At 58.6% G+C, this 20,082-nt stretch carries 20 protein-coding genes and 9 pseudogenes; 11 read left to right on the top strand and 18 right to left on the bottom strand.

Features of this window, described 5'->3' with window-relative positions; genetic code table 11:
- Nucleotides 1-524: 524 nt before the first annotated feature.
- Nucleotides 525-1,199: a hypothetical protein gene (locus ACFQJD_RS01710; protein WP_379795717.1), complete on the bottom strand. Its 675-nt coding sequence runs from the start codon at nucleotides 1,197-1,199 to the stop codon at nucleotides 525-527.
- 380 nt (nucleotides 1,200-1,579) lie between these two features.
- Between ACFQJD_RS01710 and ACFQJD_RS01715 the strand changes: the two genes are divergently transcribed.
- Nucleotides 1,580-1,717 carry a hypothetical protein gene (locus ACFQJD_RS01715; RefSeq protein WP_379795719.1) on the top strand — a complete coding sequence of 46 codons (138 nt, stop codon included), beginning with the start codon at nucleotides 1,580-1,582 and terminating at the stop codon, nucleotides 1,715-1,717.
- A 266-nt stretch (nucleotides 1,718-1,983) separates the two neighbouring features.
- Nucleotides 1,984-3,061: pseudogene (locus ACFQJD_RS01720) on the top strand (CNNM domain-containing protein).
- Between the two features lie 190 nt (nucleotides 3,062-3,251).
- On the opposite strand, the pseudogene ACFQJD_RS01725 reads toward ACFQJD_RS01720, so the two are convergent.
- A pseudogene (locus ACFQJD_RS01725) lies at nucleotides 3,252-4,127 on the bottom strand (formate/nitrite transporter family protein).
- Between the two features lie 92 nt (nucleotides 4,128-4,219).
- On the opposite strand from ACFQJD_RS01725, the gene ACFQJD_RS01730 reads away from it, so the two are divergent.
- On the top strand, nucleotides 4,220-4,393 hold the full coding sequence (locus ACFQJD_RS01730) for a hypothetical protein (protein WP_379795721.1): 174 nt from the start codon (nucleotides 4,220-4,222) through the stop codon (nucleotides 4,391-4,393).
- 60 nt (nucleotides 4,394-4,453) lie between these two features.
- Here the strand turns inward: ACFQJD_RS01730 and ACFQJD_RS01735 are convergent.
- Nucleotides 4,454-4,702 (bottom strand): annotated as a pseudogene (locus ACFQJD_RS01735) (site-specific integrase); the annotation flags it as partial.
- 116 nt (nucleotides 4,703-4,818) lie between these two features.
- Between ACFQJD_RS01735 and ACFQJD_RS01740 the strand changes: the two are divergent.
- A complete protein-coding gene (locus ACFQJD_RS01740; protein WP_379795723.1) occupies nucleotides 4,819-5,685 on the top strand; it encodes a universal stress protein in 867 nt (288 codons plus the stop codon).
- A gap of 73 nt (nucleotides 5,686-5,758) precedes the next feature.
- Nucleotides 5,759-6,178, top strand: coding sequence for a universal stress protein (locus ACFQJD_RS01745; protein ID WP_379795725.1), 420 nt, complete (start codon nucleotides 5,759-5,761; stop codon nucleotides 6,176-6,178).
- 284 nt (nucleotides 6,179-6,462) lie between these two features.
- On the opposite strand, the pseudogene ACFQJD_RS01750 reads toward ACFQJD_RS01745, so the two are convergent.
- Both ACFQJD_RS01750 and ACFQJD_RS01755 read right to left on the bottom strand, forming a co-directional pair.
- A pseudogene (locus tag ACFQJD_RS01750) lies at nucleotides 6,463-6,549 on the bottom strand (RNA-guided endonuclease TnpB family protein); the annotation flags it as partial.
- Between the two features lie 179 nt (nucleotides 6,550-6,728).
- Nucleotides 6,729-6,920: a DUF1059 domain-containing protein gene (locus tag ACFQJD_RS01755; protein WP_379795727.1), complete on the bottom strand. Its 192-nt coding sequence runs from the start codon at nucleotides 6,918-6,920 to the stop codon at nucleotides 6,729-6,731.
- Between the two features lie 171 nt (nucleotides 6,921-7,091).
- Between ACFQJD_RS01755 and ACFQJD_RS01760 the strand changes: the two genes are divergently transcribed.
- Together ACFQJD_RS01760 and ACFQJD_RS01765 are read left to right on the top strand one after the other, a co-directional pair.
- Nucleotides 7,092-7,547, top strand: coding sequence for a ferritin-like domain-containing protein (locus ACFQJD_RS01760; RefSeq protein ID WP_379795729.1), 456 nt, complete (start codon nucleotides 7,092-7,094; stop codon nucleotides 7,545-7,547).
- Between the two features lie 10 nt (nucleotides 7,548-7,557).
- Entirely contained in the window at nucleotides 7,558-7,800 is a 243-nt protein-coding gene (locus ACFQJD_RS01765; protein WP_379795731.1) for a hypothetical protein, read from the top strand.
- Here the strand turns inward: ACFQJD_RS01765 and ACFQJD_RS01770 are convergent.
- The 11 genes and pseudogenes from ACFQJD_RS01770 to ACFQJD_RS01820 form a co-directional block, all read right to left on the bottom strand.
- A pseudogene (locus tag ACFQJD_RS01770) lies at nucleotides 7,787-8,044 on the bottom strand (hypothetical protein); the annotation flags it as partial. The gene ACFQJD_RS01765 and the pseudogene ACFQJD_RS01770 sit on opposite strands and share 14 nt — an antisense overlap.
- A 39-nt stretch (nucleotides 8,045-8,083) precedes the next feature.
- Nucleotides 8,084-10,269: pseudogene (locus tag ACFQJD_RS01775) on the bottom strand (copper-translocating P-type ATPase).
- Between the two features lie 146 nt (nucleotides 10,270-10,415).
- On the bottom strand, nucleotides 10,416-10,613 hold the full coding sequence (locus ACFQJD_RS01780; RefSeq protein ID WP_379795733.1) for a heavy-metal-associated domain-containing protein: 198 nt from the start codon (nucleotides 10,611-10,613) through the stop codon (nucleotides 10,416-10,418).
- Between the two features lie 146 nt (nucleotides 10,614-10,759).
- Entirely contained in the window at nucleotides 10,760-11,155 is a 396-nt protein-coding gene (locus ACFQJD_RS01785) for a hypothetical protein (protein ID WP_379795735.1), read from the bottom strand.
- 140 nt (nucleotides 11,156-11,295) lie between these two features.
- A complete protein-coding gene (locus tag ACFQJD_RS01790; RefSeq protein ID WP_379795737.1) occupies nucleotides 11,296-11,649 on the bottom strand; it encodes an SHOCT domain-containing protein in 354 nt (117 codons plus the stop codon).
- A 6-nt stretch (nucleotides 11,650-11,655) separates the two neighbouring features.
- Nucleotides 11,656-12,072 carry a DUF302 domain-containing protein gene (locus ACFQJD_RS01795; protein WP_379795739.1) on the bottom strand — a complete coding sequence of 139 codons (417 nt, stop codon included), beginning with the start codon at nucleotides 12,070-12,072 and terminating at the stop codon, nucleotides 11,656-11,658.
- Nucleotides 12,073-12,167: 95 nt separating this feature from the next.
- Nucleotides 12,168-12,524 (bottom strand): SHOCT domain-containing protein, encoded by a 357-nt coding sequence (locus tag ACFQJD_RS01800; RefSeq protein ID WP_379795741.1) that lies wholly within the window; start codon nucleotides 12,522-12,524, stop codon nucleotides 12,168-12,170.
- Nucleotides 12,525-12,581: 57 nt separating this feature from the next.
- Entirely contained in the window at nucleotides 12,582-12,878 is a 297-nt protein-coding gene (locus ACFQJD_RS01805; RefSeq protein WP_379795743.1) for a hypothetical protein, read from the bottom strand.
- Nucleotides 12,879-13,073: 195 nt separating this feature from the next.
- Nucleotides 13,074-13,364 (bottom strand): hypothetical protein, encoded by a 291-nt coding sequence (locus ACFQJD_RS01810; protein WP_379795745.1) that lies wholly within the window; start codon nucleotides 13,362-13,364, stop codon nucleotides 13,074-13,076.
- 7 nt (nucleotides 13,365-13,371) lie between these two features.
- Nucleotides 13,372-13,893 carry a DoxX family membrane protein gene (locus tag ACFQJD_RS01815; RefSeq protein ID WP_379795747.1) on the bottom strand — a complete coding sequence of 174 codons (522 nt, stop codon included), beginning with the start codon at nucleotides 13,891-13,893 and terminating at the stop codon, nucleotides 13,372-13,374.
- A 78-nt stretch (nucleotides 13,894-13,971) separates the two neighbouring features.
- Complete coding sequence (locus tag ACFQJD_RS01820) at nucleotides 13,972-14,709, bottom strand: cupredoxin domain-containing protein (RefSeq protein WP_379795890.1); 738 nt, start codon at nucleotides 14,707-14,709, stop codon at nucleotides 13,972-13,974.
- 368 nt (nucleotides 14,710-15,077) lie between these two features.
- Between ACFQJD_RS01820 and ACFQJD_RS01825 the strand changes: the two genes are divergently transcribed.
- From ACFQJD_RS01825 to ACFQJD_RS01835, 3 genes are read left to right on the top strand one after another with little or no spacing between them, the layout of a single operon-like run.
- Nucleotides 15,078-15,269: a hypothetical protein gene (locus ACFQJD_RS01825; RefSeq protein WP_379795749.1), complete on the top strand. Its 192-nt coding sequence runs from the start codon at nucleotides 15,078-15,080 to the stop codon at nucleotides 15,267-15,269.
- A 7-nt stretch (nucleotides 15,270-15,276) separates the two neighbouring features.
- Entirely contained in the window at nucleotides 15,277-15,576 is a 300-nt protein-coding gene (locus tag ACFQJD_RS01830) for a DUF7521 family protein (protein WP_379795751.1), read from the top strand.
- Nucleotides 15,573-15,848: a DUF7521 family protein gene (locus tag ACFQJD_RS01835; RefSeq protein WP_379795753.1), complete on the top strand. Its 276-nt coding sequence runs from the start codon at nucleotides 15,573-15,575 to the stop codon at nucleotides 15,846-15,848. Before ACFQJD_RS01830 ends, ACFQJD_RS01835 begins: the two co-directional genes overlap by 4 nt.
- Nucleotides 15,849-16,013: 165 nt before the next feature.
- Here ACFQJD_RS01835 and ACFQJD_RS01840 read toward each other — a convergent pair.
- Both ACFQJD_RS01840 and ACFQJD_RS01845 read right to left on the bottom strand, forming a co-directional pair.
- Nucleotides 16,014-16,606: pseudogene (locus ACFQJD_RS01840) on the bottom strand (helix-turn-helix transcriptional regulator).
- A gap of 131 nt (nucleotides 16,607-16,737) precedes the next feature.
- Nucleotides 16,738-18,130: pseudogene (locus ACFQJD_RS01845) on the bottom strand (permease).
- Between the two features lie 328 nt (nucleotides 18,131-18,458).
- Here ACFQJD_RS01845 and ACFQJD_RS01850 point away from each other — a divergent pair.
- Nucleotides 18,459-19,924, top strand: a pseudogene (locus ACFQJD_RS01850) (amidohydrolase family protein).
- Nucleotides 19,925-20,082 lie beyond the last annotated feature (158 nt).

The raw sequence follows: 20,082 nt of genomic DNA on the forward strand, positions 1-20,082 counted from the left end.
TCCTCCTGTGTGCTAGCATCTTCGGCAGCGCGTAAGTAATCGAGTTGAAAATCTGCTCCCTTCGTTATAGGCGAGCGAAACCAAACTCCACTATATGCCACCTTACTGCCACTGTCCCTGGTGTCAGATGTATCGTCACGGAAACCAGCACCCGAACGGACAAGCCCAATCGAATGAACGACCTGCTGATGCGGAGATCGCTGAACTGGCGGCAGCTATCGACAGGTTGAACGAGCGTATCGACCAATTAGAACAGGCTGAAGAGTAATCCAGTCATAGAACGTTCTCTAAATAAAGCCGCTATTTCTCTGGATACGCAAGTTCCCCATCCCCATTCCACCGGTGGGAGTGACAACTGTTCTAAATTTCGAAAGTATTTACCTATCGATCGCACGACAGCAGTGCGATCGAATGTGCAGTGTCTTCCGGTCTCTACCATAGTGCCACCTCGGGTCTGAACTGCTAGAATTAATCAATAGACGTCACATCCTGTGATTCAGCGATTCACGGCTGAAGCGGCACAGTCAGATACTCAGTAAGAGCAGCGTATAACCGGTAGCACCGGCTAAGAACGGTTTGAATCGGTTATCGTAGTGTTCAGGCAGTTCTTCCTTCATGACATTGAGGATAACACCACCAGCCAGCAGAGCGAATAGTATGCGGAGTTGTGTCTCGGAAACCGGGACCATTTGACCGATCGCCCATCCGACGAGGACAGCTGTCGAGAGAAGCCACCGACCGACATCATGATAGAGCTCCTGAAAGTGCTTGTGAAGCCCATGGTCAGTTACCAGAAAGTGTAGACCCATCGCCCCGGCGAACAGAACCAGTACTACGGGTCTCTGTACGTCACGGTGAACCAAAAGATAGCCGATCAACGCGTTATATGCCCCAAACGAACCGATATGTACCCAGAACACCCACGTATTGATTGTCGCCGTTTCCCGTGAGATACCTCGCTGTGCCAGGTGTTCGAGCCCGTAGAAGAGAATAAACCCGATTAGAGCAACGAGGTAGACGTATCTTTCGAGGATCCCGCCAATCATCGCAGATTCGCCTACAACACGGTGGCCCCGCCCAAGTTCGGGAAGGATATGAACAAACACGTAGGCAACGGCAGCACCCCCACCGGCTGACAGCCAGACTCGCCCCGGGAGAATACCGAGTGAGTGTACCCGGCTGGCCAGAAGATGTACCATTGCAGGGCGGTAGCAGCAACCAAAGTTCCGATAAGACTGACTAATTCACTCACAGCTTATAGCTCTAGATTATCGATATTAGTGATGGGTCCCTGAACTGCTCTGTCCGGCCTTTCAAGCCTCTGCCTATCCTTCCGGCAGTCCCTGTTATCACGTCCATGTCTTTAGGTACTCGTCTAAGGAGGTATAACAATCATTGGCAATACATCCGCATACTTGCCAGCTGCTTCAGCTGATTCGGCGTGAGCGAAGTATCTCTGTCGTGCTGACTACATTCTCTGTATCACTGCAGTAGTGATAGAACAGTTCACAAGGTGGTTGATTCAGAGGATTTGGGGGCGAACCGCCTGCTCAGTGTGTCTACGAATCGACCCCTTTTCATGGATTCACAGTTCCGCAGGAGGTACGTGATGAGTTCGATGGCGATCCTGGCTGGGAGAAGAAGCATCAGCATGCCTGCGAAGATCCCGATCGATCCTGCAACTGGCTGTCACCAGTTCCTGATGATGTCTGGATGAAAATCAGTACTACGAACCAGAGAGTGAGGAGTTAGACCAATTCGTTCAAATCTATCGTCACCTGATAGATTGGCCGTTTCTTGAGTGCGATTTATATTAATAAATATCTGTCCTGAGCGAACCAGGTGAGCGAAGGACGGGTATGAGAATCGTTGTATGATGCCCTCGTAGTAGGCTACGTAGGTAATGTCGATCGCGAGCGTCACTGGTCGGGCGAACGCCAGATACGCCAGATTTAGGCAGTAGTCGGGGAAACCAGTCATTTGATGGCTATCTCGCTGGTAACGTGGATCCGTCTGTTCGGTGGTGTCGGCCTTCTTCTGGGAAACAGCTTTTTCGTCACGACCGAGTTCGCGATGACCCGCGTCAGGCAGTTCGAGGAGGAGAGTTTCTCGGTCATGGACGTGGACTCGAACGCGCCTGGAACATGACGGAACGATTGGAGATATTCCTCACGGGCTGTCAGGTGGGAATTACCATCTGTAGTGTCGGTCTGGGAGTCGTCGCTGAACCGGCCGTCACAGCAGTGATGGGGCCACTGCTGGGTGCAGTTGGCGCCACCGGCGGAGGGCACACGACACTGTCTGTGCTCCTCGCGTTGGCGGTGGTCAACCTCCTGCACGTCATCGTCGGCGAGCAGGCACCGACGTATCTGGGAATCGAGCGTGCCAAATTTGTCGCCGGATACGGTTCGGGACCGCTGTACGCCTGGACAAAGCTCATGTACCCGGTAATCATCGCAGCGGACTGGTTTGCCAAAGCGTTGCTAGGCCTCTTCGGCGTCGAAATCTCTCGTTCGTGGACTGAATCGGAAGGCGAAAGCAGTCTCATAACCACTCGTGCCGAACTGCGCAGCGAAATGGGTGAGTCGCTCAGCCGACTCAATATCTCCGAAGAGCGACGGAGTGAAGTGATCAACGCCCTTGACATCGGCGAGACGCCAGTCAGTGAGATTATGGTTGATCGCAGTGACATCGTCGCGCTCTCGACGACTGACGACTTCGAGACGAACATGAACCGAATCGACGGAACGCCATACGTCCGCTTTCCGTTGGTGGAAGGCTCACTGGAATCGTTCGTGGGTATTGTCTACGCGCCGACGGTGTTGCACAACTACGAAGCGCTGGATTCGGGGGCAACCACGCTCGAAGAACTGGCCACCCCGCCGCTGTCCGTCGCTTCCGATATAACTATCAGTGACTTCATCGACCGGTGTCAGGCCGAAAACCAGGAACTCGCCCTGTGGATGTGGATGACGATGTCGTTGGTCTCCTCACCGCGACAGACGCCTTCGAGGCGATCACCGGTGAACTCGAAGATCCGATGGATCGGGCGGTTCAGTGACTGTCGGCTCCCCCTGTATAATCTGGTTGAATCGCTCGGTATAGATAGGAGTAAATCACAGAAACTGGTTATAAATGAGAGTGTCATAGAAGGACTCTCACACCAGAATGGGATTCGCTCAATACCAGTCGGTGCAGTCAGCAAATTCACCGCCCTGTACGATGAGATTTAATACACTTTTGACGGTCCATTACTCCCCGCCCCGGACAACGTGGCCGTATTTCAACAGGGCAACGAACACAACCCCGCCGACTGCGTTTCCCATCGTGGCTACCGCGAGGAACGATACGTAGTCAATCACTGATACCAGAGGCGAGAGAAAGACGCCGAATAGCACCTCAACGTTACCCGCAATTGAGTGCGGGAGGTGGAGGATACCGATTACACCCGTGACGATCCAGATGATAATGAGACGGCTCGTCGTTTCTTGCGCAGCGGTAACCAGCCACGCGAGCAGTCCCATCAGCCACCCCGCGAGCATGCCAGCGGCGAATAGCCATGTGAAACCATTGGCAACGAGTGAGAGCGCGATGGTTTCGAAGGCCTCCGGCGAGGCGACCCCAGATCTGGCAGCAGTGTGACGATGAGTGCGACGAACGCCACACCACCGGCGAGATTACTGACGTAGATCAAGCCCCCAGAGACGGCCGAGTTCCGCGAGTGACGCTCGTCCGTCGAGAACCGGCATCACGGCCACGGTCGTATGTTCGGTAAACAGTTCTAACCGTCCGAGGATGACGAACATGAATCCGACGGAGTAGACACTCGCAAGGAGCAACTCCGTCCCGAGATCACCATATCCACCCGGTGAGAGGGTGAGTATCACGGCCATCAATAAAGGTCCGAATCCAATATCCAGCCCAGCAGAGAATCCAGACAGTACCAATCCGTTCGTCTCGCGGTTGATTTCGTGGAACCCGCTTTCGATCAACGAATCGAGGACCTCTGTCACTCGCGTTGGATCACCCGTGTCCTTGCTTTCCGGCCCTGATTCCGTCACATACGTTTTCTGTGTCCGTCGCTGCAAAAGCATAGTGACCGACATCGTCGGTGGCTTTCTGCTCATCAGCCTGATGGCGTTCGGGATAACCTACGTCGTCCCGGACGAGGCCGACAATTGGAACGAGCGGGGCCGAGACGGCGACCGACCGGGGCTTCGTGCTGGAAGACAGGGAATGGAAAGTTATCGGAGGTGCCACCGTCCAGATGACCCTGAACGTGGTGCTGATGTGCGCATTCGTGGTGACCCCGATTGCTATCGCCAACCGCTACCTGTTCGTCCATCCAATCGTCGGCATTCTCGTGTATGGTGCCGCGATTACGGGCGGCTAAATCTCGGCGGATAATACGCTGTCTGCATTTAGAAACCTCATTGAAAGCTAATTAATGCCGTCAGAATTCTATCGAACCTATCTCTTCAAGAACTTCAGTAGCTACATCACCAAGTTCACCGGCCTCGATATGGGAGTACCGCTCTCGCACCATCTCCTCTGAGTTGTCGAGATATCGAGCTGCGACCGTGTACCCGAAGGCCCGGACAAGGACCTCGCCCATCCCGTGTCGACCGCCGTGCGGAGCAAGGTACTTGTGTTTCAGATGGTCGATATCGATCCCTGCAGCCTCGGAGAGTCGCTGGAGAATCAATTAGGTAGTAGGCCGCTCAGTGCGGGTGAACACTGCTTTGCCGAGTGGCAACACCGGTAGCAGTCTCACTGGATCACCATAGAAGCTATTCCCCGGGGCACGTCGTATCGAGTATGTGCGAGAATATTCTTCTCCCGGTCGATGGGAGCGAAGAAAGTTCTGACATCCTTCATCATACGAGCGAAATCGCACGCCAGATGGACGCTACTATCCAGGTTCTCTTCGTGGCTGACACCACCCGTGATAGCGTCACTGTCGTCGAAAACACGGTGGTTGACGCACTCGCTCAAGAGGGCGAGGATATCGTCGCCGACGCCGGGGAAACGCTGACCATACTCGGTGCGGAGTATGAGACTGACGTCGTTCAAGGGTCTCCAGCCCCAACAATCGTCGAGTACGCGAAGCGATACGATCACGATCTGGTCGTGATGTCCACCCACGGCCGGGAGGGGCTATCGCGAGATCTCCGTGGAAGTGTGAGTGAGAAGGTCGTCCGCCTATCGTTCGTGCCGGTCCTCACGGCACGGATGCAACCCGACGAGCAGCTGGTGTTCCCCTACGAGAATATTCTCATTCCCACGGATGGGAGTGCCGGGGCAACGGACGCCGCCCAGCACGGGCTCGCGCTGGCGGCGTCCCTCGACGCGACTGTCCATGCCCTGTCGATCGTGGACGAGTCGTCACTCGGCCTCGACGTTCGTTCTGCGATGTCGGGGGATGAACTCGAAGAGGTAGCCACTGCAGCAGTTGATGACATCGTGACTGACGCCACTGCTCGCGGGCTTGACGCTATCGGACACGTCGAACGGGGATCACCTGCGGACGTCATCCTCGATAGCATCAAGCAAAACGATATCCACGCTACCGTCATGGGGACGACGGGCCGCAGTGGCATTGATCGGATTATCCTCGGGAGCGTCGCCAAACAAACCGTGCGAACTGCGCCCGTCCCCGTGATTACCGTCGCTCGCGAGACCTAACACGTTCACTGCGGACGAGTAACTCGAACGAGCGACCCGCCGTTTTATTCGGCCCCACGTCCGTAGTTATTGCATGCTCTCACGAATTCTCGTTCCGATGGACAACTCGGAGATGGCCCAGCGAGCGCTCGAGTACGCCCTCGAGAACCATCCCGACGCGGAGATTACCGTCTTGCACGTCGTGGGCGGACCGTCACCGTGGGGGACAGAAGCCACGTCACTTGCTCTCGAGGAAGACCTCGAAGAGGCCGCCGAGGAGCGCTCGAAGGAGGTATTCGATGACGCCAGGGAGCTCGCTGCCGAGTACGACGTCGAAATCACCACCGATGTTCAACTGGGCCACCCGGCTCGGGCGATTCTGAATAGAGCCGACGATTTCGATGCGGTCGTCATCGGGAGCCACGGCGGCTCGTTGGTCGATCGGCTGGTCGTCGGGGACGTCGCCCAGAAAGTGTTCCGCAACTCGCCCGTCCCTGTAATCGTCGCTCGGTAAGTGACGTTCATTGAGACCGCCGGAAAAACGGGCTCAGGCACAGATAACGGTGTATGACCGGTCAGTACTACTACTATCTGTACCAACTCGATCCAATTCTGTTCCGGCGGTTGGGGTACTCTCTTAGACGAGAAGTGAAACCAGGAGGAGGGGGTTCCCAGGACCGATATCGTCGGCGTGATCACCCGGAGCGCCACGATGTAAACTACCCTCCCCTGCTTCGCTCGGGGCAATGGCCCCACTCGCTCGTTGAGGAGAGGGCTTTCACGTAGACTCCCGTTCCACGCCTCGGATGAGGCGGAAAAGTAGTACTCTCCACTCACGTTCAACGTCCCGCGATTCAAGCGCACGTCTACGGGTGCGCCGTCATCTGCGGTAGTCTCACGCTGTCCTCCCCACCCGACTCGCTTGTGCTTCCGCCGGGCCGAAATCCCGGCGCTCTCTTCTCACGGGCGCGAAGCGCCGTTCGATGGTCAGAGGGCCTTCCGGTTCCTCACGACTTGAGGGAGGGGCCTTCGCCTCGAAAACGGACAGATTTCAGATATCGCCATCACACCACATCGACGGTCTCCATTCGCTCGCGGATTACGTCCTTGGGCGGCGGGGATTTCTCGTGTTGTTCTTCCGAATGTCGTTGGACCTGTACGATGACCCCCTCCTCGTCCGCGGCCCGGATCAGGAACACGCAGTCCGGGGCCGCACACTCGAATTGATACGCCATGTGTGCGATGTGCGCTCCCACACTCGTTAATCCACCTCCAAATACTGTCCCCGACCTCCTGTATCGCAACTACTGAGGGGTTCGACAGAACTGACAGTGCTTCAATCAGGGACCGCGTGCTCTTTCAGTGCGTTTCGGGGGAACAGGAATCAGCGACGGGTATATCGGCGTCTGGATGGAAGTATAACTCGTATGACCTCAGACCGCGTCATCGACCTGCTCCAGAAGGCCTACGGCGACGAGATGGAGACCGTGATGAACTACCAGACGAACGCAATTGTCCTCGACGGCGTCCGCGCCGAAGAGATCAAGCAGAGCCTCCAGCAAGACATCCAGGAGGAACTGACCCACGCCCAGCAACTCGGGAACCGGCTCAAGCAACTGGACGCCCGACCGCCCAGCTCGGCGGAGTTCACTCCACGACAGGACTCGCTACAACCGCCCGAGGATTCGACCAACGTGCTTTCGGTTATCCGAGGCGTTCTCGACGCTGAAGAGGGCGCTATCGAGACGTATCGATCGCTCATAAACGCTGCCGAGGATGCCGACGATCCGGTCACCGAAGACCTCGCAGTGACGATCCTCGCCGACGAGGAAGCCCACCGAACCGAATTCCGGGGCTTCGAAAAGGAGTATCAAGACGACTAAGAGGACGCGAGTGGAATCACTGCAGGAAGATCCTGCCGAGATCCGCGTCTCGGTCGTAAACCTCGACGACCCCGCCGAAGGGGTGGTCGAGGTGGCATTCGACGACGACGGGACGGTACTCCGGGATACGACAGCGGCCATCGCGCTCGATTCGGACGAGGAACAAACGGTGACGCTGGACGTGGTGGTACCAGCCGAGGCGGTTTACCACACGACGGTCGCCCGCAGGACACCACGTGAACGGGCATCATAATCGGATCTGTCCGGCCGGGGAGACGTACCTCGAGGCCGTCGAACATACTATCCACGTGGACCTCGCTCCCGCCTCGGTAGTACCGGATTTCGTCGAACATGACCTCCTCCAGCGGCGTCCCGTCGATGGTCTCCTCACGAAGAATCTCTTCCAGCGGGCCGTACACGTCGCCGTCGTTGATGATCTCCCTGGGCTTGTGATCGGTTTTCCCCTTTGACCAGTAGTCGGTAGTACCCTCGTGGATGACCTCAGTCCATCCCTCTCGAAGCGATTTGGGTGGGTTTCAGTCTGCAGTTCGAGCGTCAGTCGGTGGTGTCCCTCCCGGAAGCTCGGGGATGGACAGATCCACCCGTCGGAGCAACTGTGCGTTGACGGCGACGATGACCGTACTCAGCGACATCAGGAGCGCACCGACGGCCGGTGACAGGAGAATTCCGATCGGCGCAAGGACCCCCGCTGCGAGCGGCAGTGCGAATACGTTGTAACCGGCCGCCCAGACGATGTTCTCCTGCATCTTTCGGTAGCTCGCCTTACTCAGTTTGACGAGCCGAACCACGTCCATCGGGTTGTTCTGGACGAGGATGACGTCGGCCGATTGGACCGCGACATCGGTACCGCTCCCGATGGCGATCCCGACGTCGGCCCGCGTCAGTGCCGGCGCGTCGTTGACGCCGTCGCCGACCATCCCTACGAGCTTCCCCTGGTCCTGGAGTTCCTGGACTTTCTCGTCCTTGTCTTCGGGGAGGACCTCCGCGAAGACCGTATCGATGCCCAGTTCGTCGGCGACAGCGTCAGCGACGTCCTGGGAGTCGCCGGTCAGCATCGCCACCTCGATGTCGAGGTCGTGCAGGGCGTCGACGACACGATAACTCTCTTCGCGGATCACGTCGGCCATCGCGAAGGCGGCGATCAACTCACCCTCGCGGACGAGATACACCACAGTCTGTGCGTTCTGGCCGGCTTCGTCAGCGAAACGCTGGAGGTGACCTGGGACGTCTCTATCGAGTTGAGTCAGCAGATTCGGGCCGCCGACGTACACCTCGTTTCCGTCGACGTTCGCTCGGACGCCCCTGCCCTTGATCGCCTCGAAGTTGGTTGCGTCAGGAGTTGTCAGATCTCGTTCTTTGGCGGCCTCGCGGATGGCTCGTGCAATCATGTGTTCGGAATCACTCTCGACAGCTGCGGCCAGCGCGAGCGCGTCGTCTTCGGCGACGCCGTCGACGGTCGCCATGTCGACGACGCCGTGCTCGCCTTCAGTGAGCGTTCCCGTCTTGTCGAAGATAATGGCGTCCAGATTCCGTCCCTCCTCCATTGCAATCCGGTCGCGGACCAGCATCCCGTTCCGAGCGGCGAGCGACGTATTGATCGCGACGACCAAGGGGATCGCGAGTCCGAGTGCGTGCGGGCAGGCAATGACGAGCACCGTGACGACACGCTCGATGACCGTTGCGTTGAACGACACCGCGAGTGTCCACGCGTTGCTGTCACGACTGCCGCCCCGAGCGCGACGTAGAACAGCCAGCCGGCCGCGCGGTCGGCCAGCACCTGTGTCTTGGACTTGCTCTGCTGGGCTTCCTCGACGAGTCGCATGATGCCCGCGAGCGTCGTCTCCTCACCCGTTGCACCGACGCGCACGCGGAGACTCCCGTCGCCGTTGATGGTGCCGCCGATGACCTCGTCGCCGGGTTCTTTCGAGACCGGTTTCGACTCGCCCGTGATCATCGACTCGTTGACGTCCGAGTCGCCCTCCTCGACGACGCCGTCGGCGGGCACGCTCGCGCCCGGCCGGACGAGTACGAGGTCGCCCTCGGAGAGCTCACTCACCGGGACTTCCTCGGTCTCGCCGTCGTCGGTGATCCGCTCGGCGGTATCGGGCATCAGCTTCGCCAGCTCATCCACAGCACTCGAGGCCCGTCGTACGGATCGCATCTCGATCCAGTGGCCCAGGAGCATGATATCGATCAGCGTGACGAGCTCCCAGAAGAACGCCGACTGCGTCGGGAACACCACGCTCGCGAGGCTGTAGACGAACGCGACGGTGATCGCCATCGAGATCAGCGTCATCATCCCCGGCGACCGGTCTTTCAGCTCTGGTATCGCCATCCGGAGGAACGGGACCCCCGTACGCGAAGACGATGACCGCGAAGACGGGATTGATCCACTCGCTCCCCGGGAACGTTGGGACAGAGAACCCGAGCCACCCCTGCAGCATTTCGCTGTACAGGAGAACGGGAATCGACAGGAGTGTTGAGACGAAGAAGCGCCGCCGAAACATCTGCTCGTGGCCCTCGTGCATCCCGCCATGTCCCTCGCCATGCCCCTCGCCGCATCAGGGTGAGCCTTGTCCTCCAGTAGCTCCTGTTCTACCCCTTCCTCGTCAGATTCAGCGACCGCTTCATCGTGGTCGCCGTGTTCGTGCTGGTCCTCCCCTCCCGGGGAATTCTCAGCTGTATCTTTGTGGTCGTCCATAGGTCATATGCTCTTTAGAGGTGGATTCGCCGGCTTCCTGAATCTTCGCCCCTGAAATCGTATGGCAGGGCCAGCATAGACAAACTTCGAAGACAACAGTTAGCCGTCGTCTCGAACCGGCCCGTGCTATCCGCAGCTCACGATACTCAGGCGTGAGCGGTGTACCCTGCGTCTTCGACGGCCTCTACAAGGGCCGTGACCCCTGCCTCACCATCGACACTCGCCTGTTCGCTCTCCCTGTCAACGGTCACGGCAGTCACGCCGGAGACCTCTTCGAGGGCCTCTTCGACCGTCTGCTCACAGTGACCGCACGACATTCCTTCCACAGTGATGGTTGTCGTCATACGATACTACATACGGTCCCCTCTCTTTAGCGGATTTCCCTTTTGATCATACTGGTATCGTGGGGGCTCAAACTTCAAATTCAAAGTGTATCTGCGGCCGAAACGAACTAAACCTCGGATTCTCCAGCGGTCGATGTCGAGCAACCTCAGGTATCGTTGTGGCGCTCCCTGTACGTCTTCACCGCTAAAAAGACGTATAGTGCGTCGATAGCCCGAATGCACGAACTGAATCCCTCGTTCCATTCTATCGACTCCGGACGCTCGTACAGGAACGCGGTGGCAAATTTCCGATACAGGTCGGGAAACAGGAGCACGATCGCGCCGAACACGCCGGTAAGATTCATCAGCCACGCATACGCCCGGCCGTCGAAGAAGGAGATCACAGCGATCAGAACGCCCTCCGACCGGATTGCTGGATGGACCCACCCGCTCACCGTTCCCTCGCTCGGATTCGCAATCGCGAGTTTCTCGAAAAGCTCGACAATTTCGTCCGGGAACAGCGCTGAGAGAGCGCCGAGGACACCAACGAGTGTTCGAATCATACGGTATGGTACGATCGATACGGATATAATTCTCGCTAGGGTCCTACACTATCGAGAACGAGGGAAGGCTGAATAGTACTAGCTTCGAACCGGGCACGACGCGCAGAAAGGAGTAACTGCGTGTGTACCTTAGCGGATGGTCACTCTGATTGTTCGAGCTTGTTTTGGCGGGCTTCGAACTCTTCGTCCGTGAGATCGCCACGGGCGTACGCCAGACGTAATTCTTCCATCGCGGGATTGTGGGACGTTTGTGTTTCGCTCACCCGTCTGAAGAGGAGATAGCCACCGCCGAGAAGCGCAACGAAGAAAACGAGTGGCACAAGCATTCCGATGACGGGCCACCAGCCGCCGGTACTACCGTACTGGCCCATCATTCCTCCGTATCCCATCATCCCGCCGAACCCCATCCCCATGGTGAGCAACGGAAGGAGGATGAACGCCCCGAGGATCAGGATCAGTATCGTCGTTGTGTCCAGTTGATTCGATGAAGCCATCGACGATCAGGCCTCCGACGCGGGGTCGAACTCGTCTCTAACGGCTGCCAGAACACGATCAAATCGCTCCGTAACCTCGGTTGCGATGGAATCAAGCGCGTCGTTATCAGCAATCCCGACCAACTGCTCCGGATCGACCGCACTTACCACGATGTCGCCGTCATCAGTCTCATAGACGATGACGTTACAGGGCAAGAGCGCACCAAGCTCGATTTCCTCGGTCAACCCTTCGTATGCTAGCGGAGGATTACACGCACCGAGGATGCGATACTGACGGAACTCTTCGCCAAGCTTCTCCTTGAGTGTCGCCTGAATGTCAATATCACAGAGGACACCGAATCCCTCGTCCGTGAGTGCAGCGTTCGTTGCCTCAACGATGTCGTCGAATTCGCCAGTAACTGTGGTCTGTATTGTGTATTCCATGGAATATCATACCCCCTCCGCGGGGTTAACGGTTGGGTGCCCAACAGCGATCGTTAGGGAGTGCGGTGTCTCTGCTGGAACAGTAGCCGTTTCGATCATCCGGTACGTTCGAGCTGTTTGCGCCGCCGTTCGAATTCATCGTCCGAGAGCTCACCGCGAGCGTATCGCTCCCGGAGAACCGACAACGACTGCTCTTCGTTCCCGCCGGATCCTCGGTTGAGGAGCGCATAGACGAGGTAGAGCGGAACGGCGATGAGGAGCCCCATCCAGAGGAGTCCCCAGAGCCCCATCGCTCCGCCGAAAAGGCCCCAGCCGCTCCCGCCCATCATCCCGCCGCCATAGCTCCCGCCGCCGTGGGCGGCAGCCGTTCCAGTCACCGCGACCAGCAGCGGGATAGCGAGGATCGCGAGGCGACGAGCAGTGCGTCCGAGATGAATGGTGAGTTGCGTCATTATCTTGTGGTGGTAAACCGTGGTGTTCGGTTGAAGCGATCGAAACGGTCAGGGCAGTCAGCAGTGGCCCTGCCCGTACATTCCACCGTTGTAGTCGTTGTCAGCCATGTCTTGGCCCATCTCGTCGACGGTCACACCCATGTGCGACTCCATCCATTCGACGCTACCAGGTCCCATGTGTTCGGTCATCTGCGCTTCCATCCAGGCCGCCCAGTCATCAGCGGTAGCGTTGTCAGCGGGCGCGTCGTCTGCAGTTGTGTCGTTGCCGTGTGCGCTGACCACGGGAGCGGCGAACGCGAGTCCGACGATCGCGAGCGCCACGAGCAGCCAGCCGCCAAGTTTGAAGTTGGTCATTGTCTTTCTCCTCGGTTACTCGTAGGACCGCTCGGGAGTTATCACGATGGGTGTGAACGCACGCAGGAGAACGTTCGAGAATGTGTATAGGGGGTTTTAATCGTTTCTCAGAAACACAACCGTTCACGAAGGTCGAATTCGGCTGGGCCGAGTGGAGCGACCCAACGGGGCCGCTGTAGCCGTGCGCCTGTCCCCTCACGGACGAGCTCCCAGCGATACGAAGATCGCACGACTCAGGCGGGAGAGTCCCCACGCGAGGAGGACGAGGAAGCCGAGCGCGATGACGTGCGCTCGGAGGCGAGGAGTGAAGGACGTGTGGACGACAACGACGCCGAGCCCGGGGACGCGTTCGGTGAAGTGAGCGCTTCCGAGAAGCGTCTCGAAAACGCCCATCACCACCAGCCCGAGGAGGACGAGACCGAGACCGGTGGCGAGCGCTGCGTCGTCGAGCCAGCCGTAGTCCGAGTGTGGTGGTGTCGTGTCCATTATCCCCTCAGCCGAGCAGGTACCGTAGCCACGGCCTGTTTCGCACGAGATCGGTCGTCTCTAGGTACGAGTCGACGCCCCAGACACGTCCGGCACCGAAGACGATGATCGTCACGAACAGGACGAGCCCCATCAACTCGCCGTTGACGAGCCCGCGGCGCCAATGTTCGGACCCGAAGTAGAAGAAGAAGAGCATGAACGCGCCGAAGAACGCGGCCGTTCGGGTCAGGACACCGAGAATCAGCCCAAGACCGATCAACACCTCTCCAGCTGGGACGACGAGTTCGATAGCCGCTTCCGTCGCGCCGCCTGCGAATGCGTTGAGAACGGGCGAAACCACCGTGCCCGTCTTCTCCAGAAACCAGCCAGCCCGGAACCGACCCGGACCGACGTACTTGTTCAACCCCTCGTGGAGGAACCACCAGCCTACGAGCAACCGGAGAAAGACGAGCCAGTAGCCCGTCAGCGTCCCCGAGAGCTCGAGCGTGTACTCTCGACCAAGAATCGTCGTCTGAAGCTGTTGTATCACAGGTGAGAGGGTTGCTGTGGAAGCGCACCCCGAGTAGGTGGGTGGTCTCGCTCCGAGCCTCCGCGAGTTCCGTCGTTCCTACGCTTCGGTGTGCGTCTCTTCTTCGTGCCCGTGGCCGTCGTCGGTATGAGTCTCCTCTTCAGTGTGCGTCTCTTCTTCGTGCCCGTGGCCGTCTTCGGTATGGGTCTCCTCTTCGGTGTGGGTCTCCTCCTCGTGCCCGTGCCCGTCCTCAGTGTGGGCCTCTTCCTCCTCGTGCCCCTCACCCATGATCTCCCGAACCATGGTGTTGAGTTCCTCGAGTTTCCCATGCACTTCTTCGGGTTTGTTCTCCGGCATCGTCTGGAGTGCCCGCTGATCTTCGAGGTGCGGCTCCCCGACGATGACGGTGGCCATCATTCCGAACTGCTCGTGGGGCGTACAGAGGTAGTGGTAGACGCCCGCGGTCTCGAAGGTGTGTTCGAACGTCTCACCTTCCTCTGACATCGTTCCGCTGTCCCAGGCGTCCGTCCCCTCGGGAACGAGTCGCGGTTGGTCGTTGCCAGGGTGGTACGCGGTCGCGGTGTGCGTGCCGCTCTCGAGTCGCCACGTGACCGTTCCGCCGGGCTCGACCCAGGTAACGTGGGGGTCGAAGTGATACTCGGTCGACCCCCGGTTCGCGCCGTGTTCACCGCCACCTCGCGGGATGCCTTGGGTTCGCTCACCGTGTCGTGACCGTGGGCCTCTTGTCCGTGGCCAGGTTGATCGTCTCCTCCGGATTCTCCTTCCCCTGTGGGGGTTCCCCCGCTGCTTGTTCCCCCGACCCGCTCGGAGCGCCAGTACAGCCGGCTAGCCCAGCAACAGCTAAACCGGCGGTTCCTTCGAGCAGTCGCCGTCGAGTGAGTCGTTGATGGCTCATAGCACCGGTCACCTTACAGTTCGAGATAGGAGGACTGGGGACATAGGGGAGGTTCCTGTTTTGCACGCGACGCAAAACTGTTCCTCATTTAAGCACCTCCGAGTAAGTACTTGGTATTGCGAGGAACAGCTGTGTCCACTGACGACCGCTCCGACGAGCTTTTGGAACTACTTGGTCAGGAGCGCGTCCGACAAATTCTGGCGGCGACGAGCCGCGACCCAGGTCGGCAAAAGAACTCAGCGAGGAGTGTGACGTCGCCCTTTCGACCATCTATCGCCGGGTCGAGGACATGGTCGCCAGCGACCTGCTCGTCGAGCGGACACGGATCGAATCAGATGGGAGTCATCACAGCGTCTACGAGGCGAACATCGACCACCTCGACGTCGATATCGAGGACGGAACCATCGACGTCAGCGTCCACGTTCGTGAGGACGCCGCCCAGCGGTTCTCGCGCATCTGGAGCGACATCCGGGAGAGTTGAACAAACCATGCACATCGAACTCGTCATCGCGAAGCTCATCACGGTCGGCCTGGGACTGCTGATAACGTACCAGGCGTACAAGGGGTATCGAACGTACGGCAGTGAACCGATGCTCTACGTCGCCATCGGTTTCCTGTTCATCAGTATCGGATCCGTCATCGAGGGCGTTCTCTTCGATGTCATCGGCCTATCGATCTTTATGTCGGGGACGATCCAGACAGCCATCGTCGCAGTCGGGATGCTTGTCATTCTCTACTCGCTGTATGGTCGAATCCCACAGCAAGCGAAGGGTGAGGAAGACCCATGACCACTCACTGGGACCTCGCGTTAGTTGGCGTTCGTGTCCTCTTGCTCCTGATGGGTCTCGCGACGACAGCGATCAGCTTCCGCGCCTACCGCCGAGACAGAACCCGATACCTCCGTGACGCGACAATCGGATTCGGCTTCATCACGCTCGGTGTCCTCATCGAAGGATTCCTTTACCAGTTCACTGGATTGACGCTCACGCAAGTGCATATCGCTGAATCCGTGGCGCTCGTCATCGGTCTCGGTGTGCTTCTCCGCTCGTTTCTCGATTAGTCGGCAGCCAGCAGTCGGGTTTGCCCGTGTAGAACTGACGAATGTGTGATAGAAGTGGAGACAACCATCGTCAAGAAGGCTGTGGAGAAAGACGAGTTGGTCGAATAGCTGAACTATCTCACTCCGACTCCGACCGTCCACCGGGCCTGACTACCATCCCTGTGGTTAGTGCGCTTGATTCTGTTGCAGGTCCTCGCTCGGATAAATCCGATACGTTCGCCCTTGGCGCTCGCGGTACAACAGCCCACGTTTCTCGAGGGCGCTAACCGTCTGGCTCACCTTGCTCTTCGAAAAGTCCGAGCGATCCCGTAATTCGATTTGTGTGATGCCGGGCGAGGAAAGGATCGGTTCGAGGATGCGACGTTCATCATCTGGCAAGAGGTCCAACACGCGAGCCTGCGGCTGAGACTCTGGATTGATGGCCCCCGTTGGCTGGGTAGCCACTGCTGATGGTTCTGCGCTTTCAGAGTCGGTCGGATCCGTCATCTCCTCCAGTGAGCGATCGTTTGCGCCTGTGCTCGTGAGGTCGTCCCGCACCGCGAGATACCCCCACCGAGGACAGCCGAGACGAGGAGTGTTCCGAAGACGTACCAGAGCGGATTCGTTCCGTGAACCGCCCCCATCGACGTGCCCATCATCGATCCCATCTGATCGAATGCCTGCTGCCGCTGGTACGCTTGCCAGCTGAGTGCCCCGCCGACGATGAGGACGGCAGCGACCAAGGTACCGGCTACTGTATCGGCTCGCCGTCGGTTCATCTTCTCCACCTCGATCCTCCGAGACCCTGGCTCATACGTGAGAGTTCGTGAGACATTGCTGTACCAGTTTTGATTGGCCAATGCAATCACGGGGCAGGCAGCCCCACAAATTCGATATCTCAAATCGGTGTTCAATGGTGGTCATGTTCCTGAGACGCTCCCGCCTCTGGGTGTTGATGGGCGAATTCATCTGGGTCCTTTTCGAACGTCTCCTTGCAGGTCTGCGAGCAGAAGTAGTACGTCTCGCCGTCGTGCGTCGCCGATGGCTCGCTATCGTCGGTCCGCATCCCACAGACGGGGTCGCGGTACTGTCCGGGTGCACCGAGTCCGCGCCGATAGACGTACAGCAGGAACCCGGAGAGCGCGAAGGCGATGAGGTTGAGGTAGAACGTGTAATTGAGCTCGAAGTACGTCTGCTCGGTCGCCGTCTCGCCGCCCGCCAGATCTGGAACGATACCCAGCGCGTCGAACAGCAACTCCATGAGGAATCCGGTGAACGCCATCGTCACGAAAAAGACGCCGAGGATGTACAGCATGATCTTCCAGCCGTAGTACTTCCGGTAGACGTTCAGCACGGGAATCGTGATGAGGTCGGCGTAGACGAATGCGATGATCCCGGCGAAGCTGACGCCACCGCCCCAGAGCGCGACGGCGAACGGGACGTTGCCCATATGCCGACGAAACTGAGCACGGCGATGATGACGCCCATGACGGCGTTCTCGGCAGTCACGAGCAGGCCGTCGCCCTGAATGAACAGGGTGTTCCACACCCACTGGGGGACGAAGACGATAACGAACCCAGAAATAAGGAAGCCGGCGACGATGTCTTTCCAGATCATCGACCACTCCTTGCGGTACTGATTCCCGACCTTGTACCAGCCACCCCACGACAGCAACTCGTCACGCCACCCGCCGCTACTCGACGTCTCCTGGCGATAGGTCTCCATACAGCCCTCCGAGCAGAATTTGAGCGTCTCACCGCCGTCGGTCGTGAGCGTGTACTCGTCTTTCCCCTCCATCCCGCAGGTGGGATCTTCCGTGACGCCCGATGCGTGATCACGTTCGTTGAGCGTTTCTCGGACTTCGTTAAACAGGTTCTCGGGGAGCGTCAGGTGAACGATGACCGCCATGACGGCGATGAGGATGAGGCCGCCGAGTAACTCCGCGAGAAGGAATTCCCACCCGAGCAGGATCAGGATCATCAACCCGAGTTCAACGATGAGGTTGGTCGACGCGAACATGAACGCGAGGAAGTTCACCGCGTGCGCCCCTTCTTGAACAGGCCCTTCCCGATGGCGACGGCGCCGAAACTACAGCCACTGCTTGCTGCTCCGAACACAGTCGCCTTGGTAAGTCCAGTTAGATCGCCCTCACCCAGCACCTGTGCCATCCGCTCCTTCGAGACGTAGACCTGGACCAGACTCGTGATCGTGAGGCCCATGATGATCGCCCACGCTGCCGTCCAGAGAAATCCGACACCGATACGGAGAGACTCGAGAACACCATCAATTATCGTCGCCTGCATAGGTGTATCATTGTAGGGATCATCTATTGCGATTTTGATTAGAATATGCTGCCTATGAGGGTATCAGTACTATGGTATCGTAACCGTCGACCATAGATGATCTATCGTGAAGAGGGGAAAACCTTGCAAACCTCCACAAGCTCCGCGGAATCGGACTTCAGATTCAAAAGGGGAATCTGATTAAATCACGCCGACGTATTAGAGGCTAATGGGACCAGTAGAGACCGATGATATCCCAAATGAGGGGAACACCACCTGGAGGAACAGTGTTCGCCGGCCTGCTCGGTTGTCCAGTACGGTAACTGTCACATCCACTTCCTAATTTACGATGGCTGTCGATCTGGCAATCCATGATGCACTCGTTCTCACAGCCGACGAGCGGAACCGCCTGTACGAGCGCGGCACAGTATGCATCACCGATGGCTGTATCGAAGAAGTCCGGCCGTCACGTGCAGGAGACGGAGAATTAGAAGCGTTCACCGTTATCGACGGGAACGGGAAACTGGTGATGCCGGGGTTGGTGAACGCCCACACGCACCTGGAGATGACACCGCTCATCGGTGCGTTTAGCGAACTCGATCTGACGGAGATGCTTGGGAGTGGGACGGCCCTGTTCAACAGATTAGGGAACGGCGAATTCGAGTACCTTGTCGAGGCAGGCGTCGAACTCGCAGCGCTCAATTTCCTCCTGGGCGGTGTCACGACCGTGAACTCCATGGACGCACGGCCGGCCGCAGGTGCGGAGGCATTCGGGTAAGCAGGGCTCCGCGGATTTTTCGGCCCGGCGATCTCGGACCTCTTCTGGGACCAACCAGTCGAGCAGCAGTTCGCCCGTGCTCGCGAGTTCGTCGAAACGCACCACGACACGTACGACGGCCGTATCAGGGCGACGATCTGCCCGCACGACGACTGGTCGTGTACCAGGCCGCTGTGGGAACGGACCGCGTCCCTCGCCGCAGAGTATCCGGACCTGCTCGTCCACACGCACTTGCTCGAACTCGAAGCGAGTAACACGATGGCACGAGCGAACGGCGGCGAGGACTCGGTGGGACTGCTCGACGACGTTGGACTCCTGGACGACCGACTGGTCGCTGTTCACTTCCGCCTCGCCGACGAAGAGGACATCCAGCGAACCGCCGAGGCGGACGCAGCCGTTGCTCACTGCCCGTCCGTCTTCTGTTACTGGAATCCGGACGGGGAGACCCAGTGGACGCCCGTTCCCGAGCTCGAGCCGCTGGCGTCGACATCGGGGTAGGGATTGACGACCACTACTGGCACGACTCATACAGCATGTTCGGAGAAGCACGGCAAGCCCGTCTGGCGGCAAATCTCAAGCGTTCGGCCGGACAGTTCGACTCGATGGAACTGATACGAATGCTCACGATCGAGGGCGCACGCGCGCTGGGGATGGGCGACGAGATCGGCAGTATCGAAGCGGGAAAGCGCGCGGATATTATCCTCCTCGACATCGACAAACCGAAGTTCACGCCACGGACCAATATTCCTGCACAGGTCGTGAACAACGCGGTGCCGGCCGACGTCGAGACAGTGATCGTCGACGGCGACGTCGTTCTCCGGAATGGTGTGCCCGAGACAATGGACTCGGACGACGTGCGACAGCGAGTAAATCAGGCTGTCGAACGCTTCGAGGACGAGACGGACTGGGAGTTACACGTTGGTGGTAGCGAACCGCCAACCAACATCGAGACCGTCCGGGACCTTCCAAAGCGTGGCCCTGCACGACTCCTGACCCGTCTTGCGATTCAATCGGCGCGTGATCGGTTCCCCTTCTAAGCGGGTGGCAAAGAACAGTCCACACACCCTTCAGCGCGATAGACGGCGCAGCCGGTCTCGCAGTACACTCTTCAAGGAGACGCCGGCTATGTACATCTATGCCCGGTAAACGGAGTGATTCCCCACTCGGTCGGGTGATTGGTCTCGTTGTCGCCGGC

Source organism: Haloplanus sp. GCM10025708 (genome assembly GCF_042663985.1).
Classification (GTDB): domain Archaea; phylum Halobacteriota; class Halobacteria; order Halobacteriales; family Haloferacaceae; genus Salinirarus; species Salinirarus marinus.